Source organism: Halomonas sp. ATBC28, assembly GCF_005937175.1.
Taxonomy (GTDB): domain Bacteria; phylum Pseudomonadota; class Gammaproteobacteria; order Pseudomonadales; family Halomonadaceae; genus Vreelandella; species Vreelandella titanicae.
The window spans coordinates 1-23,670 of sequence record NZ_VCQL01000003.1 but is presented as its reverse complement, the minus strand read 5'-3'; the positions used below and the strand labels follow the sequence as shown (position 1 = coordinate 23,670).

At 54.3% G+C, this 23,670-nt stretch carries 23 protein-coding genes; 13 read left to right on the top strand and 10 right to left on the bottom strand.

Annotated features, from left to right (window positions below):
- Window positions 1-66: 66 nt before the first annotated feature.
- The gene (locus E0L35_RS03760) at window positions 67-960 is read right to left on the bottom strand and encodes a LysR family transcriptional regulator (RefSeq protein ID WP_138799644.1); all 894 of its coding nucleotides are present in this window, start codon (window positions 958-960) and stop codon (window positions 67-69) included.
- Window positions 961-1,069: 109 nt separating this feature from the next.
- On the opposite strand from E0L35_RS03760, the gene E0L35_RS03755 reads away from it, so the two are divergent.
- Window positions 1,070-1,906, top strand: a complete 837-nt coding sequence (locus E0L35_RS03755) for an SDR family oxidoreductase (RefSeq protein WP_138799643.1) — start codon at window positions 1,070-1,072, stop codon at window positions 1,904-1,906.
- Window positions 1,907-1,936: 30 nt separating this feature from the next.
- Here E0L35_RS03755 and E0L35_RS03750 read toward each other — a convergent pair whose 3' ends face one another.
- The gene (locus E0L35_RS03750; protein WP_022519834.1) at window positions 1,937-2,869 is read right to left on the bottom strand and encodes an AraC family transcriptional regulator; all 933 of its coding nucleotides are present in this window, start codon (window positions 2,867-2,869) and stop codon (window positions 1,937-1,939) included.
- A 166-nt stretch (window positions 2,870-3,035) separates the two neighbouring features.
- On the opposite strand from E0L35_RS03750, the gene E0L35_RS03745 reads away from it, so the two are divergent.
- The gene (locus E0L35_RS03745; RefSeq protein WP_138799642.1) at window positions 3,036-3,779 is read left to right on the top strand and encodes an SDR family oxidoreductase; all 744 of its coding nucleotides are present in this window, start codon (window positions 3,036-3,038) and stop codon (window positions 3,777-3,779) included.
- 143 nt (window positions 3,780-3,922) lie between these two features.
- Here E0L35_RS03745 and E0L35_RS03740 read toward each other — a convergent pair whose 3' ends face one another.
- Genes E0L35_RS03740 through E0L35_RS03730 form a run of 3 tightly spaced genes read right to left on the bottom strand, consistent with a single transcriptional unit; the run spans window position 3,923 to window position 8,698 of the window.
- Complete coding sequence (locus tag E0L35_RS03740) at window positions 3,923-4,489, bottom strand: sugar O-acetyltransferase (protein WP_022519832.1); 567 nt, start codon at window positions 4,487-4,489, stop codon at window positions 3,923-3,925.
- Window positions 4,490-4,517: 28 nt separating this feature from the next.
- Window positions 4,518-7,580, bottom strand: a complete 3,063-nt coding sequence (locus tag E0L35_RS03735; RefSeq protein WP_138799641.1) for an efflux RND transporter permease subunit — start codon at window positions 7,578-7,580, stop codon at window positions 4,518-4,520.
- On the bottom strand, window positions 7,577-8,698 hold the full coding sequence (locus E0L35_RS03730) for an efflux RND transporter periplasmic adaptor subunit (RefSeq protein WP_236557238.1): 1,122 nt from the start codon (window positions 8,696-8,698) through the stop codon (window positions 7,577-7,579). The genes E0L35_RS03735 and E0L35_RS03730 overlap by 4 nt, the downstream gene beginning before the upstream one ends.
- A gap of 213 nt (window positions 8,699-8,911) precedes the next feature.
- Here E0L35_RS03730 and E0L35_RS03725 point away from each other — a divergent pair, with 213 nt between their 5' ends.
- The 5 genes from E0L35_RS03725 (at window position 8,912) to E0L35_RS03705 (ending at window position 13,503) form a co-directional block, all read left to right on the top strand.
- Window positions 8,912-9,727 (top strand): MipA/OmpV family protein, encoded by an 816-nt coding sequence (locus E0L35_RS03725; protein ID WP_009286854.1) that lies wholly within the window; start codon window positions 8,912-8,914, stop codon window positions 9,725-9,727.
- On the top strand, window positions 9,727-10,413 hold the full coding sequence (locus E0L35_RS03720) for a response regulator transcription factor (RefSeq protein WP_009286853.1): 687 nt from the start codon (window positions 9,727-9,729) through the stop codon (window positions 10,411-10,413). Before E0L35_RS03725 ends, E0L35_RS03720 begins: the two co-directional genes overlap by 1 nt.
- Window positions 10,382-11,746: an ATP-binding protein gene (locus E0L35_RS03715; protein ID WP_138799639.1), complete on the top strand. Its 1,365-nt coding sequence runs from the start codon at window positions 10,382-10,384 to the stop codon at window positions 11,744-11,746. Before E0L35_RS03720 ends, E0L35_RS03715 begins: the two co-directional genes overlap by 32 nt.
- A gap of 49 nt (window positions 11,747-11,795) precedes the next feature.
- Window positions 11,796-12,221, top strand: coding sequence for a Rid family hydrolase (locus E0L35_RS03710; protein ID WP_039858846.1), 426 nt, complete (start codon window positions 11,796-11,798; stop codon window positions 12,219-12,221).
- A gap of 130 nt (window positions 12,222-12,351) precedes the next feature.
- Complete coding sequence (locus tag E0L35_RS03705) at window positions 12,352-13,503, top strand: alpha/beta fold hydrolase (RefSeq protein ID WP_138799638.1); 1,152 nt, start codon at window positions 12,352-12,354, stop codon at window positions 13,501-13,503.
- An 847-nt stretch (window positions 13,504-14,350) separates the two neighbouring features.
- Here the strand turns inward: E0L35_RS03705 and E0L35_RS03700 are convergent.
- Window positions 14,351-14,710, bottom strand: a complete 360-nt coding sequence (locus E0L35_RS03700) for a helix-turn-helix domain-containing protein (protein ID WP_138799637.1) — start codon at window positions 14,708-14,710, stop codon at window positions 14,351-14,353.
- A gap of 213 nt (window positions 14,711-14,923) precedes the next feature.
- Here E0L35_RS03700 and E0L35_RS03695 point away from each other — a divergent pair, with 213 nt between their 5' ends.
- Genes E0L35_RS03695 through E0L35_RS03685 form a run of 3 tightly spaced genes read left to right on the top strand, consistent with a single transcriptional unit; the run spans window position 14,924 to window position 17,696 of the window.
- Window positions 14,924-15,553 carry an NADPH-dependent F420 reductase gene (locus E0L35_RS03695; protein WP_138799636.1) on the top strand — a complete coding sequence of 210 codons (630 nt, stop codon included), beginning with the start codon at window positions 14,924-14,926 and terminating at the stop codon, window positions 15,551-15,553.
- Window positions 15,554-15,565: 12 nt separating this feature from the next.
- The gene (locus E0L35_RS03690) at window positions 15,566-16,585 is read left to right on the top strand and encodes a hypothetical protein (RefSeq protein ID WP_138799635.1); all 1,020 of its coding nucleotides are present in this window, start codon (window positions 15,566-15,568) and stop codon (window positions 16,583-16,585) included.
- 10 nt (window positions 16,586-16,595) lie between these two features.
- Window positions 16,596-17,696, top strand: coding sequence for an alkene reductase (locus E0L35_RS03685; protein ID WP_138799634.1), 1,101 nt, complete (start codon window positions 16,596-16,598; stop codon window positions 17,694-17,696).
- Between the two features lie 583 nt (window positions 17,697-18,279).
- Here the strand turns inward: E0L35_RS03685 and E0L35_RS26220 are convergent.
- Together E0L35_RS26220 and E0L35_RS03680 are read right to left on the bottom strand one after the other, a co-directional pair.
- Window positions 18,280-18,450, bottom strand: a complete 171-nt coding sequence (locus E0L35_RS26220; protein WP_171051106.1) for a hypothetical protein — start codon at window positions 18,448-18,450, stop codon at window positions 18,280-18,282.
- An 89-nt stretch (window positions 18,451-18,539) separates the two neighbouring features.
- A complete protein-coding gene (locus tag E0L35_RS03680) occupies window positions 18,540-18,812 on the bottom strand; it encodes a hypothetical protein (RefSeq protein ID WP_138799633.1) in 273 nt (90 codons plus the stop codon).
- Between the two features lie 94 nt (window positions 18,813-18,906).
- Here E0L35_RS03680 and E0L35_RS03675 point away from each other — a divergent pair, with 94 nt between their 5' ends.
- Window positions 18,907-20,088, top strand: a complete 1,182-nt coding sequence (locus E0L35_RS03675; RefSeq protein ID WP_138799632.1) for an AAA family ATPase — start codon at window positions 18,907-18,909, stop codon at window positions 20,086-20,088.
- A gap of 71 nt (window positions 20,089-20,159) precedes the next feature.
- Here the strand turns inward: E0L35_RS03675 and E0L35_RS03670 are convergent, their stop codons facing one another.
- A complete protein-coding gene (locus tag E0L35_RS03670; protein WP_249362082.1) occupies window positions 20,160-21,272 on the bottom strand; it encodes an MFS transporter in 1,113 nt (370 codons plus the stop codon).
- A gap of 170 nt (window positions 21,273-21,442) precedes the next feature.
- On the opposite strand from E0L35_RS03670, the gene E0L35_RS26820 reads away from it, so the two are divergent.
- Both E0L35_RS26820 and E0L35_RS03665 read left to right on the top strand, forming a co-directional pair.
- A complete protein-coding gene (locus E0L35_RS26820; protein WP_255200352.1) occupies window positions 21,443-21,565 on the top strand; it encodes a hypothetical protein in 123 nt (40 codons plus the stop codon).
- Window positions 21,566-21,859: 294 nt separating this feature from the next.
- Entirely contained in the window at window positions 21,860-22,414 is a 555-nt protein-coding gene (locus tag E0L35_RS03665; protein WP_051430603.1) for a hypothetical protein, read from the top strand.
- Between the two features lie 367 nt (window positions 22,415-22,781).
- On the opposite strand, the gene E0L35_RS03660 is transcribed toward E0L35_RS03665, so the two are convergent.
- Entirely contained in the window at window positions 22,782-23,570 is a 789-nt protein-coding gene (locus tag E0L35_RS03660) for a hypothetical protein (protein WP_138799630.1), read from the bottom strand.
- Between the last annotated feature and the right edge of the window lie 100 nt (window positions 23,571-23,670).

Here is a 23,670-nt window from a genome sequence, read left to right as displayed (position 1 = left end):
CCGTAATTTTAATAGAGGCTTTGATGGTATGAGTTGTTGTATGAATTAAGTCACAACAAGCGCAAACTAACCCTGCAACGCTCGTAGCAAATCAATAAAAGCCCGCAGGCTAGGCGGCACATGCCGGTTATTCGGATAGTAGAGAAATAGACCGGGAATGCTTGGACACCACTCTTCTAGCACGGTGACCAACCTCCCATCCCTCAAATAATCTTGTGCATAGGGCTCTGGCACATAGGCTATGCCTAAATCATCCGCGGCGGCCTCCACCATCAGTTGGCTACTGTCCAAGGTCAGCGCACCGGGCACATCTACCGCCACATCCTGGCCATGCTGCTGAAACTCCCAGCGGTAGAGTTTACCGCTCGGCAGCCTTTGCCTTATGCACTGGTGAGAGGCCAGATCGTCCGGTGTCTTTGGTACCACACGGCCACGCAGATAGTCTGGGGAGGCAACGGCAAGAAAGCGCAGCTCATGACCCACAGGGATGGCGATCATATCCTGGGGAACCGCCTCTCTCAGTCTTACGCCCGCATCAAACCCCTGATCGACAATATCAACCAGCCGCCCCTCGGCCACGAGATCAAGCTCGACGCCATCATGAAGGGCAAGAAAACGCGGCACCACGGTTTGCAGCAACAGCCGCACGGCTCCTTCACTGCCATTGATACGCAGCCGCCCCGTGATCTTTCCTTCGGCGCTGGAAGCATCCTCAAGGATTGACTCCAAGTCGCTCAATAGAGGACTCAGCCGTAATAACAGCCGCTCGCCGCTCTCTGTCAGCGAGACACTACGTGTGGTTCGGTGCAGCAGCCGGGTGCCCAACCGTTGCTCAAGCGTGCGCACAGTATGGCTGAGTGAAGAGCGGCTGACTCCCATCAGGTCGGCTGCTCGGCGAAAGCTACGGTGCTCCGCCACGGCCTGAAACGCCTTGAGGTCGGTTAACGTTGGCTTACTCATTGGTGAATAAATTTCACCTCCTCGTGCCAATTGATGAGCATTCCCTTACCAGTTTTACTGCCCTAACCTTTGTCTTGCAACATTTAATGAATGACTTAGGAGATATCTCATGGCTAAAACCTGGCTTATCACAGGCACATCCACCGGCCTTGGCCGACTACTCACTGAACGGCTGCTTGAACGCGGCGACCGCGTTATAGCAACGCTACGCCGCAAGGGTTCGCTGGACGACTTGCTCGCCCTGCATGGTGATCGCTTGCAGATACTGACCTTCGACGTGACGGATACGTCGACGATGAGAGATGCCGTTTCGCAAGCGTTCACTACGTTCGATCGAATCGATGTGGTCGTCAGCAATGCGGGGTATGGACTCTTTGGAGCTGCCGAAGAAGCCAGCGATGAACAGATTGAGCGGCAAATCGCGACCAACCTCACAGGCTCTATCCAGTTCCTTCGCACCGTACTGCCACATTTACGTGAACAAGGGGGCGGCCGCATCGTTCAGGTATCGTCAGAGGGCGGCCAGATCGCCTATCCAAGCTTCAGCCTTTATCACGCCACGAAGTGGGGCATCGAGGGGTTCGTCGAATCCGTGGCAAAGGAGGTCGCGCCATTTGGTATTGATTTCGTTATCGCCGAGCCGGGCCCCACGGCCACTCACTTTGCTGAAGGACTGGATCGCACACCCACGACGACGATCTATGAAGATACCCCAGCAGGCGAGCTGCGTAGAGCACTGGCGTCAGGAGACTTGGCCATTAAAGGCGATGCAGGCAACACCGTTGATGCCATCATTAACATAACTGACATGCCGAACCCACCACTGCGTATTACGTTAGGCAGCACGGCCTATGACTCCATTAGCCATGCGCTAAAAGAAAGGCTTGAGTCGCTCGAAGCGTATAAGGAGGTGGCGCTCTCTGCGGACAGAGATGAAGTGACTTAATATGCAACTCCCGCTATGCATTGTCTTCACTCAAGCGCCTATTCGTTGCGCTTCAGGAACGTCTCCATTAACGGCTTGGAGAGATTTTTGATAGCGGAGAGCATCGCGCTTCGGTGGTGTTTGAAAAAGACGGCCGTATTCGCGAGTGAATTGCGATACGCTCTCGTAACCGACCTCAAAGGCAGCATTACTCGCGGAGCATCCCTCGTCGAGCATGAGGCGGCGCGCTTCAATCAAACGCAGCCGCTGTTGATACTGTCCCGGCGTTAGCGAGGTCATGTGCTTGAAGTGTTTGTGAAACGAGCTGAGGCTCATGCCTGCCTTTGCCGCTAGTTGCTCCACCGACACCCGAGACGTGTACTCGGCTCGCAAGAGTGCAATGGCGTCAGCAAGGTGGCTCGCGTAGCTATCCGGGTCGGCGATATCCCGTAAAGCGGCCCCCTGAGGGCCCGACAGCAGCCAGTAATGCAACTCCTGCATGATGCCTGGGCGAAGAAGCGGCGCTGAATCAGGGCGATCCAGCAGTTTCATCAGCCTTGATACGCAGTCAATCACCTCGACTTCACTATCTTCGGCAAATAAGGTCGGTATCTCGGGTAGTTGCTGGGCATGGGCACTCCCTATATGAGCGGCTAGCTCACGCAGGATCGCCCTATCCAGCTCGACCGCAACGGCTAGATAGGGCTCCTCCGTACTTGCCTGCACAATCCTACCCACCACGGGCATATCAGCGCTGACGATCACCGACTCCCCGGCGGACAAGACCGCTTGTTGTTTCCCAACAAGAATGCGCTTGGCGCCCTGGAGAACCAAACATACCAGTGGCTTATAGACCGATTGCAGATCGCCAGCTGGCGCCTCGACGCACATCATTCGCAGGCCCGGCACGGATGTTAACGCCAAACCATCGCTATTGGCGTGACGTTTGGCATACGTCTGAACCGCCTGTTTGAGTGAGTTCATGAGCTTTTCTCTAGCGTTTCGGCTCAACGTTAGCATGGCGATGAAGGCTTTTCTTCTCGCCTACAGGATCAGGCAAGTTTTTTGTAGATGCTGGCAAGCCCCGCCGCCGCCAAATTGGTAAAAAGTGAGTGGCATTCGCCTCTAAAAGTAGACGGAGAGTTAAACCATGAAAATGTCAGGAAACACCATACTTATCACCGGCGGTGGCTCCGGGATTGGTCGTGAACTTGCCTTACGTTTCAATGCGCTTGGCAACACCGTGATCGTCGCCGGTCGGCGCATGGAAACGCTGGAGGAGACCATTGCTGGCCAGCGCGACATGCACGCGATGGTTGTCGATGTTGAGGATCCAGAGGAGATCACCGCCTTTGCTGAGCGTGTCATCGCCGAGCACCCCAACCTCAATGTACTGATCAACAATGCGGGCATTATGCGGCGCGAGGACTTGTCCCGCACCCGCGACCTGAGCGATGCCGAGCAGACAGTCGTTGCCAATCTACTCGGGCCGATCCGGCTAACGAACGCACTGACCGACCATCTGGTAAACCAGCCAGACGCGGCGATCGTGAACGTCTCCTCGGGGTTAGCGTTTGTGCCGTTAAGCGGCACGCCCACCTATAACGCCACCAAGGCAGCCATCCACTCTTACACAATCTCACTACGCGAGCAGCTCAAGGGTAAGGTCGAGCTCATCGAGCTTGCGCCCCCTGCGGTGCAGACGGAGCTGACGCCGGGCCAGTCGACCCGTGAAGGCTATATGCCGCTCAATGATTACATCGAAGAGGTCATGACACTGTTTCAACAGCAACCGACACCCAAGGAAATTTTGGTGGAGAAAGTCAATTTCTTACGCTGGGCAGGGCGTGACGGACACTTCGATCAAGCGGTCGAGATGCTCAGCAAGATGTGAGCTCCCCTATCCTCTAGCCTTCTAACTCGCACATGCACTGTTTGCTGATGGCCACAGTGCATTTGTCCATTCACGTCGGTCAACCATTCTCAGAGCGAATACAAGGATAGAAGACAAGCCCTTACCTCAACGCAAGCTAACGATTACCCACCCTTCACTGCAATATTTTTAATTATGCGAGCAGGATTACCGCCTACCACCACATTATCGGGTACATCCTTGGTTACAACAGCGCCCGACGCTATGACCACGTTATTGCCTACTCTAACGCCTGGATTAATGATGGCGCCGCCACCAATCCAGACGTTATCGCCAAACGTAATCGGCTTTGCGTATTCTTTACCCGCATTGCGCTCATGCGGATCAAGCGGATGGGTCGCCGTATAAATCTGCACATTCGGCCCAAGCATGCAGTTATCGCCAAAGCGTATTTCACAAACATCTAGCAGGATACAGTCGAAGTTAGCGAAAAAGTTTTCGCCTACATGAATGTTATACCCGTAATCCAAGCGTAAATTAGCTTCTATATAGAGGTTTTCTCCCGTCGATCCGAACAACGATTTCAAGGCTTTCAAGCGCTGGGCGTCAGTTTCCAATACGTGATTGTAGAGCCTCACTTGTCGCCTTGTTTCTTCACGCTCTTTTAGCAGTAGCGGATCAGCAGGGTTATAGAGCTCTCCTGCTAGCATCTTGTCTTTTTCTGAACGCATTAGTCACCCTCCTAGATTTTGCCCAATATTAATCACTCTCAGCCGTTGTTATCACCCTGCAGTTTTCCGTCAAGCGTCGCAGCCAGTTCACAAAATCGTCAATACAGCTGTAAACAACAGGAATGACCAGCAGGCTCAACAGCGTCGACGTGATCAACCCGCCAATGACCACTAAGGCCATGGGGGCCCGAAAGCTGGGATCGCCAGCCCATCCTAGGGCGATCGGCATCATGCCCGCCCCCATGGCAATGGTGGTCATCACGATGGGCCGGACACGTTTTTTGCAGGCATCAATAATGGCGTCCACGCGTTCCAACCCATGCACCCGACGGGCGATAATGATGTAGTCCACCAGCAGGATTGAGTTCTTGGTGGCGATGCCCATCAGCATGATCAATCCGATCATGGCAGGCAGCGACACGGGCGTCTGCGTGAGGAACAACGCCAGGAAAGCCCCAGGTACGGAGAGCACCAGAGCCACCAGAATAGTGACCGGCTGCATGAAATCCTTGAGCAGCAGCACCAGCAACATATAGATACACAGCACGCCGGTCAGCATGGCAATCCCGAAGCTTGAGGCAAGCTCCTCCATTTCCTCTGCATCGCCTTCTGCTGTCTGAAACACGCCGCGTGGCAACTGACGTAAACTGGGCAGTGCCTGCACGGCCTGCTCGATTTCTCCCAAAGGCTGCCCTTGCAGGCTCACCTCGAAATTGACGTTGCGCAGACGATCATGCCGGGTGATTTCCGAAGGACCGCTGCTCCACTCGAAGGAGGCCACACTCTCAAGCGGCACTGGCCCATTCGCACCAGGCACTGGTAGCCGTTTAAGGGTCGCCATATCCTCCCGAGCGGCATCCGCCAGCCGAACCATCACCGGCACCTGACGCGAGCTGAAGTTCAACTTAGGAAGGTCCTCGGCGTTATCGCCCACTGTCGCGATGCGCAACGTATCGGCGATGGCCTGAGCCGAGGCCCCAAGGTCGGCGGCACGGGCAAAATCAGGGCGTACAATGAGTTCAGGCCTGACCAGGCTGGCCGTCGAACTCACCGCGCCGATGCCGGGAATGGCGCGCATCTCCCGCTCGACTTGGCGGGCATGCAGTTCAAGCACTCGGCTATCCTCACCGGCGAGCACCAACTCATAGCCATCCCCCTCGTCGCCTACGCGAGTTCGCACGCCGGGAAGCGTGGCGAGTGCAATGCGTAACTGCTGCTCTATGTCTTGCTGCGTAACGCCCGCGCGGGTTGCGCGATCCGCCAAACCAACGGTCAGTTCCACCGAGGTCACATCAGAGTCACTGCTGCCGGAGTCCTCACCGACGGCCGCGAAGACGCTGACTACATGCTGTTGCGTCTCTAGTCGTGAGCGTGCCTGCTCGGCAAGCGCCTCCGCTTCAGAAAAGGTGCTACCGGGCGGCAAGGTGAGCGTCGCCTGCGTCTGGGAACCATCATCGGGGGGTATGAAGGTACCCGGCAGGGTCGAAGCCAGCCAGATACCGCCTGCAAAGCAGGCCGCCGCCGCGAGGAGGGTTGTCTTGCGGTGGCGCAGGCACCAACGGGCGACAACCAGATAGTAGCTAATCCACGCTGGGTCGCGATGATGCAGATGGGGTTTGCGCAACAGATACGCAGCCAGCATGGGCGTGAGAAGGCGCGCCACCAACAGCGAGAACAGTACTGCCACAGAGGCCGTCCAACCGAACTGAACGAAGAATTGCCCGACGGTGCCGCTCATAAATGCTGTGGGCAGAAAAACGGCAATCAACGTAAAGGTGGTGGCGACCACAGCCAAGCCGATTTCTGCCGCCGCATCCATGGCGGCCTGGCGCGGGGGCTTGCCCATTAGCAGATGCCGTTCGATATTCTCAATCTCGACAATGGCATCGTCCACCAACATCCCGATCACCAGCGAGAGCGCCAGCAACGTCACCACATTGAGCGAGAAGCCCATCAGGTGCATGAAAGCGAAGGTGGGGATGATCGACAGCGGAAGCGTAACCGCCGCAATCAGTGTGGCCCGCCAATTGCGCAGGAAGCAGAATACCACCAGCACCGCCAGCGCCATGCCCTCGAATAACATATGCATGGAGCCCTGGTAGTTCTCCAGCACCGGCCCAACAAAATTGAAGGCTTCTTCGATCTCGACATGGGGATATTGCACCTGCAACGCCGCGAGCGCAGACTGCACGCCCTCGGCCACATCCACCTCGCCGTACCCCTCGGCACGGGTCATCTCTAAGCCGACGACGGGCACTCCATCCAAGAATGCAATTGAGCGCCGCTCGGCCACGGTATCGGTAACCGTCGCCACCTCATCAAGGCGAATACGGCGGCCATCGCTGAGTGCCAGCTCCATCTTCGCCAGCTCGGCTGCGGATTCAGCGTTGGCGATGATGCGCACGGCCTGTTCGGCTCCGCCGACATCCACGCGCCCACCGGGCGCCTCCAACTGCGCCTGGCGCAGCTGGTGTGAGATATCCAACGCTGTCGTGTTCATCGCCAGCAGGCGGTTCGGATCCAATGCCACGCGGACTTCGCGATCGACCCCGCCGATACGCCGAACCGAGCCAACGCCTGGCACCGACAAGACGGCCTTGGTCATTTTGTCATCGACGAACCAGGAGAGTGCCTCATCGTCTAGATCGGAGGAGCTCACCGCGTAGCGTACAATCGGCTCACTGAAAAACTCACCCTTCCGAATCACTGGATCACGCAGGTCGGCGGGTAGATCCGAGCGGATGCGAGCAACAGCGTCGCGCACATCCTCCAGAGCCTCTTGCAAGGACTTTTCCAGTCTGAATTCAATAGCAATGTCGGCATTGCCATCCGTCAGCGTTGTAGAGATGTTTTTGACGCCGGAGACGGTAGCGATGGAGTCCTCGATCTTGCGGGCAACCTCGTTCTCCATTAAGGCGGGAGCCGCCCCCGGCAACGAGGCGGATACCTCTACGAGGGGCAGCTGTACATCCGGCAAGTCCTGAATAAACAAGCCTCGGAAGGAGATGAGCCCCCAGAAGGTCAATAGGATGAAGAGCAGAACAACCGGAATAGGGTTGCGAATCGCCCAGGATGAGGTATTCAGTGTCATACCCCCTCCTCGGCGTCGGTCTCAACCACCCGCACCTGATCACCGTTGCCAAGAAAAGCACCGCCCGAGGCGACCACCAAGGCGCCAGGTTCAAGGCCGGAGAGAATTTCGATTCGATCCTCTGTGTGCTGGCCCAAGGCAACTTTCTGCTCCGTTATCTGGCCTTCACCGCTGACGCGATGTACATAGCCAAAGCCGTCGCGTAGTTGCACCGCGGCACGGGGAAGCGTCATCACTTGGCGGCTGCCCAGTTCAAATTCACCCCGTGCAAACATTCCCGACCGAGCGATGTCGCTTAACGGTAGGTCGACATAAACCAGCCCATTGCGTGTAGCGGTGTCCACTAGCGGCGCAATGGTGCGCAAGCGCCCTTCGAGGTCGTAGCCGCCAGGCAGGCTTATCCTGGCAGTCTGGCCGGGTCGCAGCTTATTCAGATCGGACGCGGCGACCTCGGCCCGCCACTCCAGCCGACCGTGGCGCGTCAATCGGAACAGCTCCTGACCGGCGCCTGTAACAGCGCCAACAGTGGCCGTGCGGGAGGTAATCAAACCGTCGTCTGGGGCGGCAACCTGCGTCTGAGCCAAGCGTAGCGCTTGGGCTTCATTCTGCGCTTGCGCAACGCCTAACCGCGCACGGGCTGTAAGTTCGGCGGTTTCGTATTGCTGAATCTGCTGCTCTGAAAGCGAGCCGGTGGTTTTCAAACTTCGGGCACGCTGGGCGTTGGCCGTTGCTTCCGCAAGCGTCGCCTCGGCTTCCGCCACGGCGGCGCGGCTCCTAGCCAGCTCTGCGCGCACCGTTGTATCGTTATAAACGGCCAGCACCTGCCCTTCCGTGACCTCATCACCCACGTCTACCTTGACGTCTACCAGCCGCAGGCCACCGATTTCGGTACCGATAATGATCTCCTGCCACGCAGCAATATCACCATTGGCCGCAATCGTCGTTGGAAGCGTCTGAGGTTCTAATGTCGTCACGTTGACTGATAGTGAGGGCTGCGCCGTCGGTTCGGCGACGGCATCACTTTCCGACGACACCGCCTGCATACATGCCAGCGCGGCAGCGCTAGCAATCACGACAATCATAATGCCGAAACAACTTTTTCGTTTTGGAAATGGCATAATCCAGGCCTGCTTCAAAGGGTTCAATTCATTGATGAAAAAGAAAATCCAAGAATTTCAGTTGAACCACTATCGGCCTGCCTTCCTTTCTCATTTCTTACTGACGTCACGTTTTAAATAAATCCGGCACCAGTAAGAAACGCGTAAGATAGCGCTCCTGATGATGGCACTTTCAAACCACTCTCACTTTCAAACCATGCTAGGAGTGCCACCATGAGTTATCATCAGTCGCTATTACTGAACGGCCGCCTCATCACTATAAGATTGGCGACAGCCGCATGTATCGGTGGTCTTGTTATTGTCTCTCCGTTGGCGTTCGCCGACGAAGAGGACTCAGACGAAACCACTTGGGGATTGGGCGTAGGCGCAATAAGCGAACAGGATCCCTATGCCGGTATCGACAGGGAAAACACCCCATTTCCCTTGTTCCTGATCGAAAACCGGTACATTAGTGTCTTCGGACCGGAAATCGAATTTAAACTGCCGAGTCTTGTCATCAACGACTCACAACAGCTCAATTTCGGCATCGTCGCCCAGTACGATGAGAGCGGCTACGAGCCAGGCGATGCCCCGATTCTCAACGGCATGCGTGAGCGCAAGGGCGGATTTTGGGCGGGGGCCAAAATGGAATGGGAGACCGACTTCGTTGATGTTAGTGCCGAATGGCTCACCGACGTCTCCGGCAACAGCGACGGACATCGCTTCGATCTTGGCCTGGAGAGAACGTGGGAATTCGGCGAACATATAATGGTAACCCCACACGTGGGGGCGTCCTGGCAGGACGACAAGAACGTCGATTACTACTTCGGCGTTCGCGATAATGAGGTTCGCTTCGATCGCCCCGCCTATAAGGGAGAGTCGGCTACCAATATCGAGGCGGGGGTGCGCGGCGTGTACCAGTTTGACCAGCATCACTCTGTGCTGTTAGGCGTTGAGGTCACGAGCCTAGCGAACGAAATCAAAGATAGCCCACTGGTGGATCGTTCGACCCAAAACGCCGTGTTAGTTGGCTATCTTTATACATTCTGATGAGCCGCATACTGCTGATCGAGGATCATGACCGGCTAGCCCACTTGATGTGCAAAGGGCTGGTGGACGCCGGTATCGGCGTTGATGTGGTCGACCGCATCGATTCGGCTTGGGCTGCCGTTCAGCAGATGCCCTACCAGGCACTGGTACTCGATCGTGGCTTGCCGGATGGCGATGGGCTGCTATTGCTCAAGAAGTTGCGCAACGCGGGCCTTAGCGTGCCCTGCCTGGTGTTAACGGCTCGCGATGCGCTGCATGACAGGCTAGAAGGCCTCGAAGCCGGTGCCGACGACTACCTCCCCAAGCCGTTTGCCATGGATGAGATGGTGGCACGTGTCCGTGCCTTGCTACGCCGCCCTGCGGAATTCCATTCAATCGACCCCATTCACGGCGACCTGAGGCTGCATACGGAAAGCGGCGTTCTGTTTAGCGGCGACAAGAGCATTACCCTCGCCCCGGCGGAGCTGCACATCATGCAGTTGCTGTTATATAAGCACGATGAGGTAGTTCGCCGCAGCGCGCTGGAAGCAGCGGCCTGGGGGCTAAGCGAGGCGGTGACACCGAACGCCTTGGATGTCGCCCTGCACCGTTTACGCCGCAAGCTGCTTGCCATCGGTTCGCGCCAGCGGATCGCCAACGTGAGAGGGATGGGATATGCGCTTCGTCAAGCGGATGACGCTCAATAGCCTGAGGCTGAAGGTGCTGCTGGCCTATTTGGCAGGTATGGTGCTGAGTATCACACTGCTGGTAATTGCCGCAGCAGTGGTGCTTCAGAGCGATCTACTGCCTCGTATGGATATGGCCGACGCGGCCGATGGGCTGGTGGACAATGTCGAGTTCGACAGTCGTGGCCGGCCCGTTGGTTTCGACGCCAGCATGGACGACCGCGCTTGGCTATACGAAGGCCCACAACCCGAAACGGCGTACCGTATTCTGGATGATGCCGGGAACGTGGCGGTGACCTCGAGTGCCAGAGAAGCTTTCTGGCCAGCCGACGGCGAGGTTCTACGTTTGGCGCGGGGCACCTTTTCCTTTGAGTATGACGACAGAACTTTCTACGGTGCCACGGAGCCCTTTGAGCATGGTGAAAGAACGTGGTATCTGCAGTTCGTCGCCAGTTCAAGATTCGTTGATATCCTCTATCTCGTCGCCTTTCCACTGGTGGCAGCGGGCGTACTGGTGTTTGGCTTTGTCATGTTCGTTGCCTTCGGTCTATGCGCCTACATTACCTTGCGCTTAACCCTCAAGCCGCTGCGCGATGTTTCCAAATCGGCGGCGGCTATCTCGCCGCGCTCTATAGACGCCCGGCTCGATACGGACGCCGTGCCTGTGGAAATTGCCCCGCTGGTACATAGCTTCAATCACGCTCTGGAACGCCTTGAGCGGGGTTATCGCCTGCAGCAGGAGTTTCTCGGCCACGCGGCCCACGAGTTAAAAACGCCCCTGGCGCTGATCCGCGGGCAGGTTGAGTTGCTCGAGGAAGGGCGAAATGACCGCAAGGCGCTATTGAGCGATGTCGAGTACATGACCCGCCAGGTGCAACAACTGCTACTTCTGGCCGAAGCGAGCGAGGCGCACAACTACCAGTTTAGCGTTGTTCGAATGCACGACATCGCCCACGAAGCTTCCATCTACTTGCAACGCATGGCGGAGTCCGCCGACGTGCATTTAACGGTGCTTGCCGCGGATCAAGGGGTGACATGGAAGGCTGATCACGGGGCATGCTTCACTCTGCTCAAGAACTTGCTGGAGAACGCCATCCAGCATGCCCCCGCGCAGACTCTCGTCAGCATGGAAATCCAGAGCAATACGATAACCGTGCGTGACCGAGGGTCTGGCGTCGAGCCTGAACAGCTGTCTCTGCTGTTCTCTCGTTTCTGGCGAGGTGCACATCGACGCGACCATGGTGCTGGTTTGGGGCTGGCCATCTGCCAGGAAATCGCCATGGCACACGGCTGGGTGCTTTCGGCTCACAACGCCCATCCCGGGTTGATCATGACGCTACGCAAAGAAGCCTAGGGTTAATCCCTGTAAACAGCGCCCTACATCACTTATCAACGAGGTGGTCATGCAAATTTTAAGACGCAAGCCCCTAAATCCGCCCAACCTGCCCGATACCTTGATCGAAGGTCACAGCCAAGCCGTATTAGTTCAGGGAGGCTCCCGGGTGCTGATGTCCAGCCAGGTAGGGGTCGATGCCGAAGGCCATTTAGCGGGCCCTGAACTTCCCGAGCAGACCGAAGCAGCGCTGAACAATATCGAACGATTGCTATCAAGCCTCGGCGGCGATCTCTTGCGGGTGGTGATGTTGAGAATCTACTTAGCCGAATCCGCTCGCTACGACCAGCAAGTGGTAATGGAGGCGCTGAAGCATCGTTTCCCCACCGCCCCGCCGGCTGCTACTTGGTTGATTGTGTACGGCCTTGCCGAACCAGAATGGTTAATCGCTATCGAGGCCGAGGCAGTGCTGCCGGGGTTTGCCTTAAACAGTTAAATAACCGTAACAGTCGAAATAATAACGCTGCTTGTTAAACACTACATAGCCCGCCTGCCCGACCATTCTAAGTAAGAGGGAGCACATTTGTGACTCTCTGTTAGAGGCAAGCACCGACAGAGAGGGTTCCATGATTAGCCGCCTTAGCGTTCTACTTTTCACACTCTTTCTGCTGACTTCCTGCGCCGTGCCGCCGGATTTCCCTGGTTTTCAACCCTCAGAAAATCTGCCTCGCTATGATCAGGAGAGTTTCGATCAATATGTGCACGATACACGTGAATGGATTGCGGATAACCGCGCTTTCATCAGCGAAGATCACGACCTTGAAATAGAGCTCAATACGCCGTTCGAACTCCGCCCGGATAAACCGGCGAAACGCGGTATCCTGTTAGTTCATGGACTGGGCGCAAGCCCGTGGTATTTCATCGATATCGCCACAGCCATGGCGAATGACGGCTGGCTGGTTCGCTCCATTCTTCTGCCTGGCCACGGCACACGCCCTGCCGATCTTATGCTGCCTGATAATGATGATTGGGAAAAAATAATTGCCCATCACGCCAAACTGCTGGCAGCCGAGGTCGATGAACTTTGGCTTGGCGGTTTCTCAACCGGAGGTAACCTGGTCACCTCTCATGCGTTCACAGACGACAATGTCGATGGCCTGCTGCTGTTTTCTCCTGGATTTTACCCCGATACCCACTATCTATTTCTCGCCCCGACCATTGCCTATTTATGGGACTGGCTCGATATCGATGATGAAGACAATATCGTCACTTACCAATCATTTCCTGCGCGAGGGGCCTCGCTCTATTATCACTCGGTCAGTACCGTGCAAAAAAATCTCAAAACCTCACACTTTAATAAACCTGTCCTGATGACGATGAGTCAACATGATAGTGTCCTTGACCCCAACGCGACGCTCATTGCCTTTCAAAACCGCTTTCCCAACCAACAATCGCGCTTCATCTGGTACGGCGATCCACCACAGCACCTTGACGCCCCCCGCGTCACCGCCTTTACCAGCCACCTTCCCGACCGGCGAATCAGCAACTTTTCCCACATGAATGTGCTGTTTGCGCCCGAGAATACCTATTACGGTCAAGCGGGTAGCTATCTTATGCTGGAAAACGGCCAGGACGGTCTCGCGCCACCCGATGACACCAACGCCCTCTGGTTCGGCGCATGGGGACAGAGCGACGCGAAAAAATACCACGCTCGCCTGACCTGGAATCCCTATTTTTACGACCTCCTCGATGGTATTCGCGAGGTAACAGGAGACTAATCGACGTCCCTCCCCGACTGAGCTTTTCGGGGCTCATGGAGAATAGGTGCAATAAAATGGTTATATCTATACTTTCACTATCCAAGCATTTTTTTGTAACGCTATACATGAAAGAGAAAACGTCATTCTCAAATATTTGGTTCCCGGAATCCCCTGGAACACTAAGCCATTCACAGTGCTTTGCTTTACGCATTACAATAACGTTAACTGCTGATGCTTCTTAATGCTGGATCAATTGAAAGCGTCATTGCCGTCTTCAGCGTTGAAGCTAGCACTACGGCCTTAATCTTTTCCAAAATAAAATCAAAAAGCACTACAGCTTGGCTACTGAGTGATATTGAGGATGAGATACTAGAGTGCACCAATACAATAGGAGTGGCAGGCGTAGGGGCTCTTTTAGTTATATTTTTGTTGGCCTAATCCACTTCTTAATTGCTGTGCTGAATATCAAATGACGAATTAATCATTAATAACGACTTGGCCGCAGGCTCTGAGAAAAGCAGCCCCCGATAATACTTGCTGGCAGAAATAAGCAGCGTGTATATGGACTCCTCCTCGTCTACAAGCACAGAAGGTCATAGCGGCACAGTCGACTGCTAGCGTATATCCGGTCTCGTAAAGAATGCCTAACGTGTGGGCATCAGAGCTTAATGGGCTATTCGCACGTCGGTGCTACCGCTTTCCGCGCTGGCCGACCTGAACGAGTCTGTCAACACGGACAGCATTCGGCGGCTGGACGGGCGCCATACGGTGACGCTGAATATCGTGCCACCACGCTCGGTGGCGTTGGAAACGGCGTCGAATGAAGAACGATATGTTAGACAACATGCCATTTTTTGATCTGCAATCAGGCTTCTCCACGCTTGGCGAGAGCTGAAGCGATCATGTCCGAATTCTCTGTTCCCCATTCGCACAGCGGAACCAGAGCGCGTGAGAGGCTCCGACCGCTTGACGTCAGAGCATAGTCCACGCGCGGCGGGATCTCCTTGTGATCGGTTCTTGATACGACACCATCGGATTCCAGCTCTTTGAGCTGCTGGATGAGCATCTTGTCGCTAACCCCCCGAACGCAGCGCTTCAGCTCGCCATAACGCTTCGATCCATCATGCAGGAAAAAGAGGATCAGCGGCTTCCACTTACCTCCTATTACGCGAAATGTGGCGTCCAGACCACACGTAAACGGAGGAATAATATTGGCTGTTTTCATTTCGATCTCCCTACTTACCAAAAGGTGCATACTTGTATTAAGTATACTGCCCGACCTACAGTGCTTACGTCAACATGAACGACAGCGGCCACTTCATCGCTGAAGAAAAACCCGACGCGACCATCCAGCTTCTGTTCGGGTTCTTCAGCTCGGTGGCTCGTCGTTAGGCACATCAAAACCGCATTGACGGATCTAACCATGAGAGGTGGAAACATGAACATCGGCATCATTGGCGCGGGTCAAGTGGCTCAGGCGTTCGCCCGCAAGGCGATAGGAGCCGGGCACACCGTCGTCCTCAGCAGTCGTCGCGGCCCAGACAAGCTGGCTGCTCTGGTAGATGATCTCGAGCCGTTGGCGAACGCCGTCACGCCTGAGGATGCGGTCGAGAATCCGATGGTACTGCTTGCGGTGCCCTGGCCGGGAGTCGATGCGGCTCTGGGATCGCTGCCCACATGGCATGGACAGATATTGATCGATGCCACCAATGGCTTCGAGGATGGGGGGCTCGTCGACTTTGGTGACGGAAGCTCCAGCGAGATGGTCGCATCACTCACGCCTGGGGCGCGTGTCGTCAAGGCGATGAACTCGCTCTTCATGACGAACTTCGAACTGGATCCCACCTCTGGCGACTTTCGTCGGGTGGTGTTCGTCTCGGGCGACGACAGTGCTGCGAAGACTGAAGTCGCGGATCTCTTCGAGAGTTTCGGTTTTGCCCCAATCGACCTGGGAACCCTGCGCCAAGGCGGACGCATACAGGCGGTGGGCGCACCGCTTGCTGGCCATGACTTTTTCCTGCCTTGGCCTGCACCGCGTTCCTTTCCTGCCTTCAATGGCGAACGATAGCAAGGCAATGATATGGACACTCAAAAACGTACAGGACAGCGCATCATCCAATACCGCTACGGCGATCCCAACGAAGTACTCCAGGTCGAAGATGCGACTTTTGACCAGCCCCTCGGCGCCGGTGAGGTACTCGTCAGGGTCACCCGCAGCATGATTCATCCGGGGGATTTGCAACTGATCGCGGCACGTTATTCGAATCCATCCGAGCCGCTTCCCAGTGGCCGCGTCCCAGGGTTTGAAGCCGCTGGGATCATTGAGAAGGCCGCGCCAGGCGCGCTGGAAGGGACAGGACTTGCCCCTGGAATGCGGGTCGCCTTCTTTGCTCCGGGTGCCTGGCAGAGTTATGCGGCCGTACCGGTGACGTCGCTCGTCGCGCTGCCGGGCGAGCTCTCGGACGACGTGTCGACTCAGGTCATTATCAACACCATCATCGCACGCCAAGTGCTCCGTCTCGGCTTGCGAGATATGTCGCCAAGGCCGCGTCTCATTCTTCAGTCAGCCGCAAACTCGGCAGTGGGTAAGCTCATTACGATTTTTGCATTGCAAGAAGGGTTAGAACCGATCCGCCTAGTGCGCGAACCAAAGAGCGCGGATTTGCTCCGAGGCATCCTGCCCGGCGGCCATGTGATCAGCACCAATGCCGAGGGGTGGCAGTACGAGGTGCGCAACGTGGCGCGTGGCGATATTGCACTAGCTGTGGATGGGGTTGGCGGCCCGATGCTGACTGACCTATCTCGCCTCCTAGCCACCAAGGGGCGCGTCGTATTGTACGGCACCCTCGCAGACGCACCGTCGGATATGACGCTCTATTCGCATAAGGCGCTTACCGTGACCGGTACGACCATTCTGACCTGGCAGGACGACACAACACCGAAAGAACGCGATGCCGACATGCGTGCTGCGATCGAGGTCGGCCTAGCCCAGAAGAACGTGTTCGGCGGCAGCAGCGAGTTCACTCTGAAAGAGCTCGACAAGGCGATCAACGCGGTAACGGCACCGGGTAAGAGCGGCAACATTATCCTGAAATTCTGAGGAAAATCTAATGAATAACCACGACAGCATATTGTTCAATCCGGTCAAACTCGGCGAGGTCGAACTGCAAAATCGCATCATCATGGCTTCCATGTCACGGGCGCGAACCAGCAATCCCGAACTGATCCCGATCCCGCTGCAGGTCGAGTATTACAAGCAACGGGCGTCAGCCGGGCTGATCCTCAGCGAAGGAACTTGGCCGAGCCGCGAGGCAGTCGGTGCAGTCGATGTGCCCGGCCTCTTCAACGACAAACAGATGGAGGGCTGGAAGCCGGTAACCGAGGCGGTTCATGAGGCCGGTGGTCGGATCTTCGTGCAACTTGGGCATTGCGGCGCGGCCTCGCATCCAGACTTGCTTGGCGGTGCGTTACCTCTAGCGCCTTCAGCGGTGAACCTGAATCACCAGGTGTTTGCTGGCAGCTTTCAGCAAACGACCACGCCAGGAGCGATGACGCTCGGGGATATAGAACGTACGATTGAGGATTATGCTCGCGCGACCCGTCTCGCTCAGCAGGCAGGGTTCGACGGTGTCGAACTGCATGGAACCGTCGGCTTTCTGATTCCTCAATTCCTGAGTGACAAGTTTAATCTTCGTGATGATGAATACGGTGGAAGTGTCGAGAATCGGATCCGCTTTCCCCTAGAGGTTCTGGAGGCCATGATTTCTGAATGGCGCCCGGGAAGAGTTGGTTTGAAGCTGAGTCCAGCGGTTGGTATGGGAGACCTGCAGCCCACGGCGGCAACGCTGCCGACGTACGAGCGCCTTGTATCCCGGGTTTCCGCATTGAAGATCGCCTATCTCCAGCTCCAGGAGTCGCCCGAGGATTTGACCGGAACGCCGGCCGAGGCGTTGAACGAAGGAACCGCCAGACATTTCCGCCCGTTCTTCGATGGCTCCATAATTGCCAATGGCGGGCTGGACAAGGCTAGAGCTGAGGGGGTGATTGCGTCAGGTACCGCAGATGCAGCAGCGTTTGGGGGACTCTATTTATCTAACCCTGACCTTGTCGAGCGACTACAGCGTGGTGTTCCACTCGCGCCCGTGCCCTCACGAGAAACCTGGTATGGAGGCGGCGCGGCCGGATATGTGGATTACCCACGTGAAACGTGATGGTCGATTCGGTGATGGATTGGACACGGCAAGCCCATGCGTTGGCCGCCATTCATCACACAAACGAGAAAGGTAGCGATAAGCATAATTTATGGCAACACTTAATTTCTAACGGAGCAAAGGTTGTGCTTGGCTACTGAGACCTCAGCCCGGAAGGTAGCGTAAAACCTCAATCCTATTGAATCAAATAGAAGTCTGAAAATAAACGGGCGAGCCTAGTAATCCTAGGCTCGCCCGTTTATTTTCCATATCAAAATCAATAGTTCGCTTTAAATTTTATAACCAGCGCATCAGATGATAAAAAAACTTTCGCTTGCTGCGAAGACATTAACTCGAGATAAGCAATCTCTTTATCTTCACCGGAACCTCTCTCAACGGATGCTACACCTTAGAAAAGCACCAAGGTGAAAATTTAGGCTGCTTTTGAAATCTTCATAATTCACTCCTTATCCTTAAATAATTAGCCATCTCTCAATAAACCCAGTGACATGTGAGAAATTTAAATCTACATGCCACCGAGTAGTTTCAATGACTTTAAGTCACTTTAGAACACACTACCTACAACCGCCCCTATTAGGTTCGTTCAAGGGTTGTCAGAAAGTACCTGGGAGGCCGGAATATCCTGTGTGCCGCTGTCTGCAGATGTCGATCCAGAATAAACAATTCTATTATCTTCATCCGAGCCTCTTTCAGCAAGTGCTACGCCTGAAGAAAGCATTAATGCAATAATTAAGGCCGCATTTAAAAATTTCATGATTCACTCCTTACGTTTAACTATTCGATCAACCTACTGAGCTAAAAGCAACTCATGGATCGCTTCCCCTCTAACTTCCTACATGTGAGTTAATCAGCTCTTTTAGAGAAGAAGGCTTGGTTTGCTAGTCGCATCATCAGCACATGAATGATAGATTCAAAATGAACGAATAAGAATGCCAAATACTCTTCCTTTCTTGCCTGATCCAGTCTTTCTATATATTTCCGAGAATCTTTTAATATTGAGAAGAAGTGATGCCCGCCTGACACTCTCGTCAGACAGCTCATACAGAATAAAGGCAACTGCCGACCAAAACCCTCGCCGAAATCGCGGACATGAGCATTCTGCCCCTCAAGCGGCACTTAAAATCTCCAACTATCGATGTCTTCTAGTGAGGGTGCACTTGGGGCTAAACTGGTATTTCCACGATGCTAAGAGCAGCCAGCCCCCAACGCTATGATCAACACCTTTGCCGTATCCAACTACCGCAGCCTGAAAAACGTTGTCTCTCCCCTGTCGAGTCTCAATGTAGTGACTGGGCCCAACGGGTGCGGCAAATCCAATTTATACAAAGCGCTGCGGTTATTGGCAGAAACAGCCAAAGGCAATCTTATCTCATCGATTGCTCAAGAAGGCGGGCTTGATAACACCTTCTGGGCTGGCCCGGAAAAACTCACCAGAGGCATGAGAGACGGCTTCGATCCCATCGAGGGCACTGCCAAGAAAAACAGTCCCCGGCTTAGGCTGGGTTTTGTGGGTGAAGATTTCGGCTACGCCATTTCATTGGGGATGCCCGCACCTCAGGGCTTTGCGGGCTACCAAGACCCGTCCATGTTCCAGTTCGACCCCGAAATAAAACGGGAATGCATTTGGGCAGGCGATGTTTGCCGACCCAGCAGCTGTTTGATTGACCGAGTTGGGTCTGTGGTCAAAGTGCGTGCAGGTCGTAAATGGCAGGTTTACGGCGCCCACCTTAACAGTTACGAAAGCATTCTGAACGAAATCAGTGACCCGATCGCCGTGCCTGAAGTCCATGCGGTTCGGCAAACTATTCGTCATTGGCGCTTCTACGATCAGTTCCGAACCGATCCGCACTCCATCATCCGCACACCGCAAATCGGTACCCGTACCCCGGTGCTGGATCACGATGGCCACAGCCTAGTGGCCGCATTGCGCACCATACACGAGATTGGCGACCGAAAGGCCTTGTATGAGGCAATTGAAGACGCCTTCCCCGGCGCAACGATTGATTTTGGGGCCGATGCTGGGAATCGCTTTCTACTGCAGTTTCTACAAAAGGGGCTGTTGCGCCCCTTAAACCAGTCCGAACTATCAGACGGCACGCTTCGCTATCTGTTGCTGGTGGCGGCGCTGCTCACACCCAGGCCGCCTTCCTTGCTAGTGTTGAATGAGCCAGAAACCAGTCTACATCCGGATTTGCTTCCCGCCTTGGGCCGCCTGATTATCCGTGCATCGAGGGAAACTCAGGTGTGGGTGGTCTCCCACGCGCCGCGCCTGGTGGCGACACTGGAGCAAGATCAGGCCTGCAACTCTATCGCGCTGGATAAAGAGTTTGGCGAGACCGTTATCCTCGGTCAGGGATGGCTGGACGAGCCGCCCTGGCAGTGGGCGGATTAAACAGAACGCTAACGAACCGAGGACACTAGCGTTTCGTCTTTTCCATTTAGTTTGCCTAGAAGCCCTTTTCGCTAACTAAAGTGTAGCTGTTGGGGTGCTTTAGATTGATCAAAACGTAGGCTCATCACTATCAGCCCAATAAAAATCACCCCAAGCATCAGCCATGCCTGCTCAAACCCTCCCAGTAAGTCTTTTATCAACCCCGCCGCGATAGGTGCTAAAGAGGCGATGAGATAGCCGATCCCTTGTACCCAAGCAGCAAGCTGGCCCGCTAGCACGGGATCGTCTGAGTGATCCATAGTGATGATCAAGCTTAAGGGAAAAAGGCCTCCAATTCCTAACCCCAGCAGCGCGGTTGCCAACCAAGCCATTGTTTTAGGCATTAGCCCAAGAAGCAAAAAGCCCGCCACCGATAACAGAAGCACCAGCAATAACACCGGGCGACGGTCTTTCATCTGTTGAGCCAGTATGGGAAACGTTAGGCCAGCCATCACCTCAATGGCAGTTAGCCAACTAAGCGCCAGCCCCGCTTGCGTTTGAGACCAGCCTAAATTGATAAAGGTGGGCGGAATCCAAGCCAGAAGGCAGGTATAACCCGCCGTACCTAAACCAAAGAAAATCGCCAACGACCAAAACCGAGGCTGCCGAGCCATCGCTGAAAAAGCGATGCTAACACTGTTGTTTTGACTAGGGGCTGGCAGTACTTGCCTGCGCATCACCCAGCAAACGAGCCCTGCAAGTGCTAAAAGTCCCCATAACGCCAAGGCGCTCTGCCAGCCAATATAATCACTCACCACAGGCGTAATGGCAGAGGCGAGAGCCGCGCCCCCCATGATGGAGGCAATGTAGAACCCCATCACCATCGGGGTTTTCTCGACTGCCGCCTGTTTTATCACCGCAGGAAGTGCCGCCTGGATAAAGGCTATGCCAATGCCGGCGCCCAGCGCGGCTGCCCATAAGCCTGTATACCCGAAGCCAAACCAGTGTAACGCGTCCGATAAAGCAATCGACGCAAGCGCCAGGGTAATCACGCTATTAAAGCCGATCCGCTTTGCAAGCAACGCGCTAACAAAACACCCCAACCCCATCGCTAGTACCGGTAACGTGGTTAAAAGCGACAGCTGTGTAAATGAAAGACTCACATCATACCGGATTGCCTCAACCAGCGGGCCAATAGCCGCCATGGATGGCCTCAGGTTGAGCCCAATCAGAATGATCAGAAGGATCGTTCTTACCAACGGTATTGATCTCGAATTGCTATTGCGCATACCCACTGCCCACCCTTTATCGGCCATTGCTAAAATAAGAATCGGCGCTTACTTTAAAACCTCAGGTTAACTTGAGGTCAAGATAAATGGAGGGTCGTCGCATAGCCCCTGGGAAGAGAGCATTGAGTGTGGACGAAGAAGAGAAAGAGCCGCTGAATGCCCTACCCCAACAAAGCCCCCCTTCTCAACAGGATTGGCAGGCGCTATAACTTGGCCAGGTATGGCTATGGTATTAATGACGGGTTTGATGGTATTACGTCAAAACCGTCCCTAAAGAAACGACAGCGATTTATCATCGCATTGCCTATTCGCGTTGGATAACCGCCTGCCGATAACGTCGCTTAGTCCGGTAGCGGCGCTTAGGGCAAGATACGGAGGGTCAACTATACTCCGCCCTAACGTACATGATGTCGTTCCCTTGGCTGGTTTGTTCAGCCTGCCTAGGTAAATCAATGAGTTGGGGCCGCATAAGGAGCTTGCCGTTCGTGAATAAAGGATCTTATATGATCGAGTCACTAGAAGAGCTCGAAGCCATTAAACAGTCATGCCGTTCGATGGTAACGAAGAGCTCAAGCCTGTCAGCTGGCACTGCGGTTATACCCATACCAGGCTTAGATATTGGCTCAGACGTCGCCATATTGATGCGGTTAATTCCCAAAATTAATGAAAAATTTGGGTTAACGCCTGAACAGATCGACAGCCTGGATACAGAATCCAAGCTTTTTGTGATGACGGTCATTTCAAATACCGGCAGCAAGATGGCGGGAAAATACATTACAAAAGCACTTATTATGACGCTGCTCAGCAGAATGGGGGTCAAGGTTGCTTCCAAAGGCGTTGCTAAGTTCGTCCCCTTCGTAGGTAGCGCTGTGGCAGGCAGCATTAGCTTCGCCGCCATGAAGTACATGGGTAACAGCCATATCGACGATTGTTATGAAATAGCCTTGGCGGCACTGGAAAAACATTGGCTGGAAACCGAGGTAGTCATTGAGCCCGAGCCTGAAATCGCTAAGAAAGGCACCCACAACATACCCGACGACTCTACAAACAACGCTTAGTAAACAATATTTATACTTGTGATAAACTGCCGGTTAACCCTCGGCAGCTGTTGCATTCTTACACACACTTATTTTCAACCCAGTATGTTTTATTTCAAAAATACCATAAACTTTTTAAACACCCCCTACAACTTACCATTTAATCAACACATCCTGCATCACTCTTTCTCATCGACATCCTAGCTCTCTCCTTTATATAAATCTAAATTTACAACCCTGCCAACAAGAACAACTACTACAGCTAGAGCTTATCAGTGAAGCAACCTCCGCATCGGATCTATAGTTGAGTTAGCAGGGTTATAAAACTTGATAGTACGAATATTTAATTTCCAGTCAGTTGCTTTAAAACTACTAACTAGAAGCCCATTTAGGCTTGTGAGCCGACTACTACACCAGCATTGGCTGAAGCCGGAGGCCCATAGCTAATACGTAATCGACTGCTGGCGTCTACCCATAGGTAGTGATTATTCAGCACCAGAGTGCTGTCGAACGTACCTTTACCAACCGTAACATGACCGCCGTAGGGATTAACCTGTAAGATACGGTGTGAAATGCCTGCTTCTATAGCTTGAATGCGTGCCATATTGGCAGTATCGTCATACTCAAAAGAAAGACGTTTTGAATTGGAACTCTCTGGGCTAATAGCAAATTGGCCAGCGTTTCCAGTATCACCTAACTTACCAGCCATTTTCTTTCCAGCAACATGAAAGCCAGAAGCTTCTGGTTCTGTAGTGCCAGACCCCATATTGCCATTGTTGGACATAAGCGAACCAATCTTAGAATTGGCGCCATCATTAAGGACGTTAGCGATCAAGCCTTCATAACGACCACCAATCAGCGTCGGTGTCGCCTTAGTTACACCCGAAGGAATGTAAAAACCCACTTTGTGATTCTGGAAAGCCATACAACCAAGAAATGTAACAAATGCCTTGTTTCTCGGGCCACCAATTAGATAACCAACACCGAAAGCTTCAGGGTCTTGACTATTAGCTTTTGCAACGCAGGATGTGAAAGTGGCAAAGTCATTGTCAATACGGTAACCGTGACGCTTACAGCCATAAGACATCAAGTTAGTGCCGGAAGTGTAAGAAGCAATTGCATCGAACCAAAAGCCATCATTCTCACAGAACCTGGATTCATAGAATAACCGCAGCACTTTGGATCACACAGTAGAGGAAGGAGGGCCAGCGCCGGTACCCTCTCGACTTTACCGACCAAAGTGAAGCAGAGCATGGGATACCGACAGCTGACCCAGG

What these genes read in the sequence shown, in the direction of transcription:
- E0L35_RS03760 (WP_138799644.1), bottom strand. Translation starts at nt 960, where the DNA reads ATGAGTAAGCCAACGTTAACCGACCTCAAGGCGTTTCAGGCCGTGGCG.
- E0L35_RS03755 (WP_138799643.1), top strand. Translation starts at nt 1,070, where the DNA reads ATGGCTAAAACCTGGCTTATCACAGGCACATCCACCGGCCTTGGCCGA.
- E0L35_RS03750 (WP_022519834.1), bottom strand. Translation starts at nt 2,869, where the DNA reads ATGAACTCACTCAAACAGGCGGTTCAGACGTATGCCAAACGTCACGCC.
- E0L35_RS03745 (WP_138799642.1), top strand. Translation starts at nt 3,036, where the DNA reads ATGAAAATGTCAGGAAACACCATACTTATCACCGGCGGTGGCTCCGGG.
- E0L35_RS03740 (WP_022519832.1), bottom strand. Translation starts at nt 4,489, where the DNA reads ATGCGTTCAGAAAAAGACAAGATGCTAGCAGGAGAGCTCTATAACCCT.
- E0L35_RS03735 (WP_138799641.1), bottom strand. Translation starts at nt 7,580, where the DNA reads ATGACACTGAATACCTCATCCTGGGCGATTCGCAACCCTATTCCGGTT.
- E0L35_RS03730 (WP_236557238.1), bottom strand. Translation starts at nt 8,698, where the DNA reads ATGCCATTTCCAAAACGAAAAAGTTGTTTCGGCATTATGATTGTCGTG.
- E0L35_RS03725 (WP_009286854.1), top strand. Translation starts at nt 8,912, where the DNA reads ATGAGTTATCATCAGTCGCTATTACTGAACGGCCGCCTCATCACTATA.
- E0L35_RS03720 (WP_009286853.1), top strand. Translation starts at nt 9,727, where the DNA reads ATGAGCCGCATACTGCTGATCGAGGATCATGACCGGCTAGCCCACTTG.
- E0L35_RS03715 (WP_138799639.1), top strand. Translation starts at nt 10,382, where the DNA reads ATGCGCTTCGTCAAGCGGATGACGCTCAATAGCCTGAGGCTGAAGGTG.
- E0L35_RS03710 (WP_039858846.1), top strand. Translation starts at nt 11,796, where the DNA reads ATGCAAATTTTAAGACGCAAGCCCCTAAATCCGCCCAACCTGCCCGAT.
- E0L35_RS03705 (WP_138799638.1), top strand. Translation starts at nt 12,352, where the DNA reads ATGATTAGCCGCCTTAGCGTTCTACTTTTCACACTCTTTCTGCTGACT.
- E0L35_RS03700 (WP_138799637.1), bottom strand. Translation starts at nt 14,710, where the DNA reads ATGAAAACAGCCAATATTATTCCTCCGTTTACGTGTGGTCTGGACGCC.
- E0L35_RS03695 (WP_138799636.1), top strand. Translation starts at nt 14,924, where the DNA reads ATGAACATCGGCATCATTGGCGCGGGTCAAGTGGCTCAGGCGTTCGCC.
- E0L35_RS03690 (WP_138799635.1), top strand. Translation starts at nt 15,566, where the DNA reads ATGGACACTCAAAAACGTACAGGACAGCGCATCATCCAATACCGCTAC.
- E0L35_RS03685 (WP_138799634.1), top strand. Translation starts at nt 16,596, where the DNA reads ATGAATAACCACGACAGCATATTGTTCAATCCGGTCAAACTCGGCGAG.
- E0L35_RS26220 (WP_171051106.1), bottom strand. Translation starts at nt 18,450, where the DNA reads ATGAAATTTTTAAATGCGGCCTTAATTATTGCATTAATGCTTTCTTCA.
- E0L35_RS03675 (WP_138799632.1), top strand. Translation starts at nt 18,907, where the DNA reads ATGATCAACACCTTTGCCGTATCCAACTACCGCAGCCTGAAAAACGTT.
- E0L35_RS03670 (WP_249362082.1), bottom strand. Translation starts at nt 21,272, where the DNA reads ATGGCGGCTATTGGCCCGCTGGTTGAGGCAATCCGGTATGATGTGAGT.
- E0L35_RS26820 (WP_255200352.1), top strand. Translation starts at nt 21,443, where the DNA reads ATGGAGGGTCGTCGCATAGCCCCTGGGAAGAGAGCATTGAGTGTGGAC.
- E0L35_RS03665 (WP_051430603.1), top strand. Translation starts at nt 21,860, where the DNA reads ATGATCGAGTCACTAGAAGAGCTCGAAGCCATTAAACAGTCATGCCGT.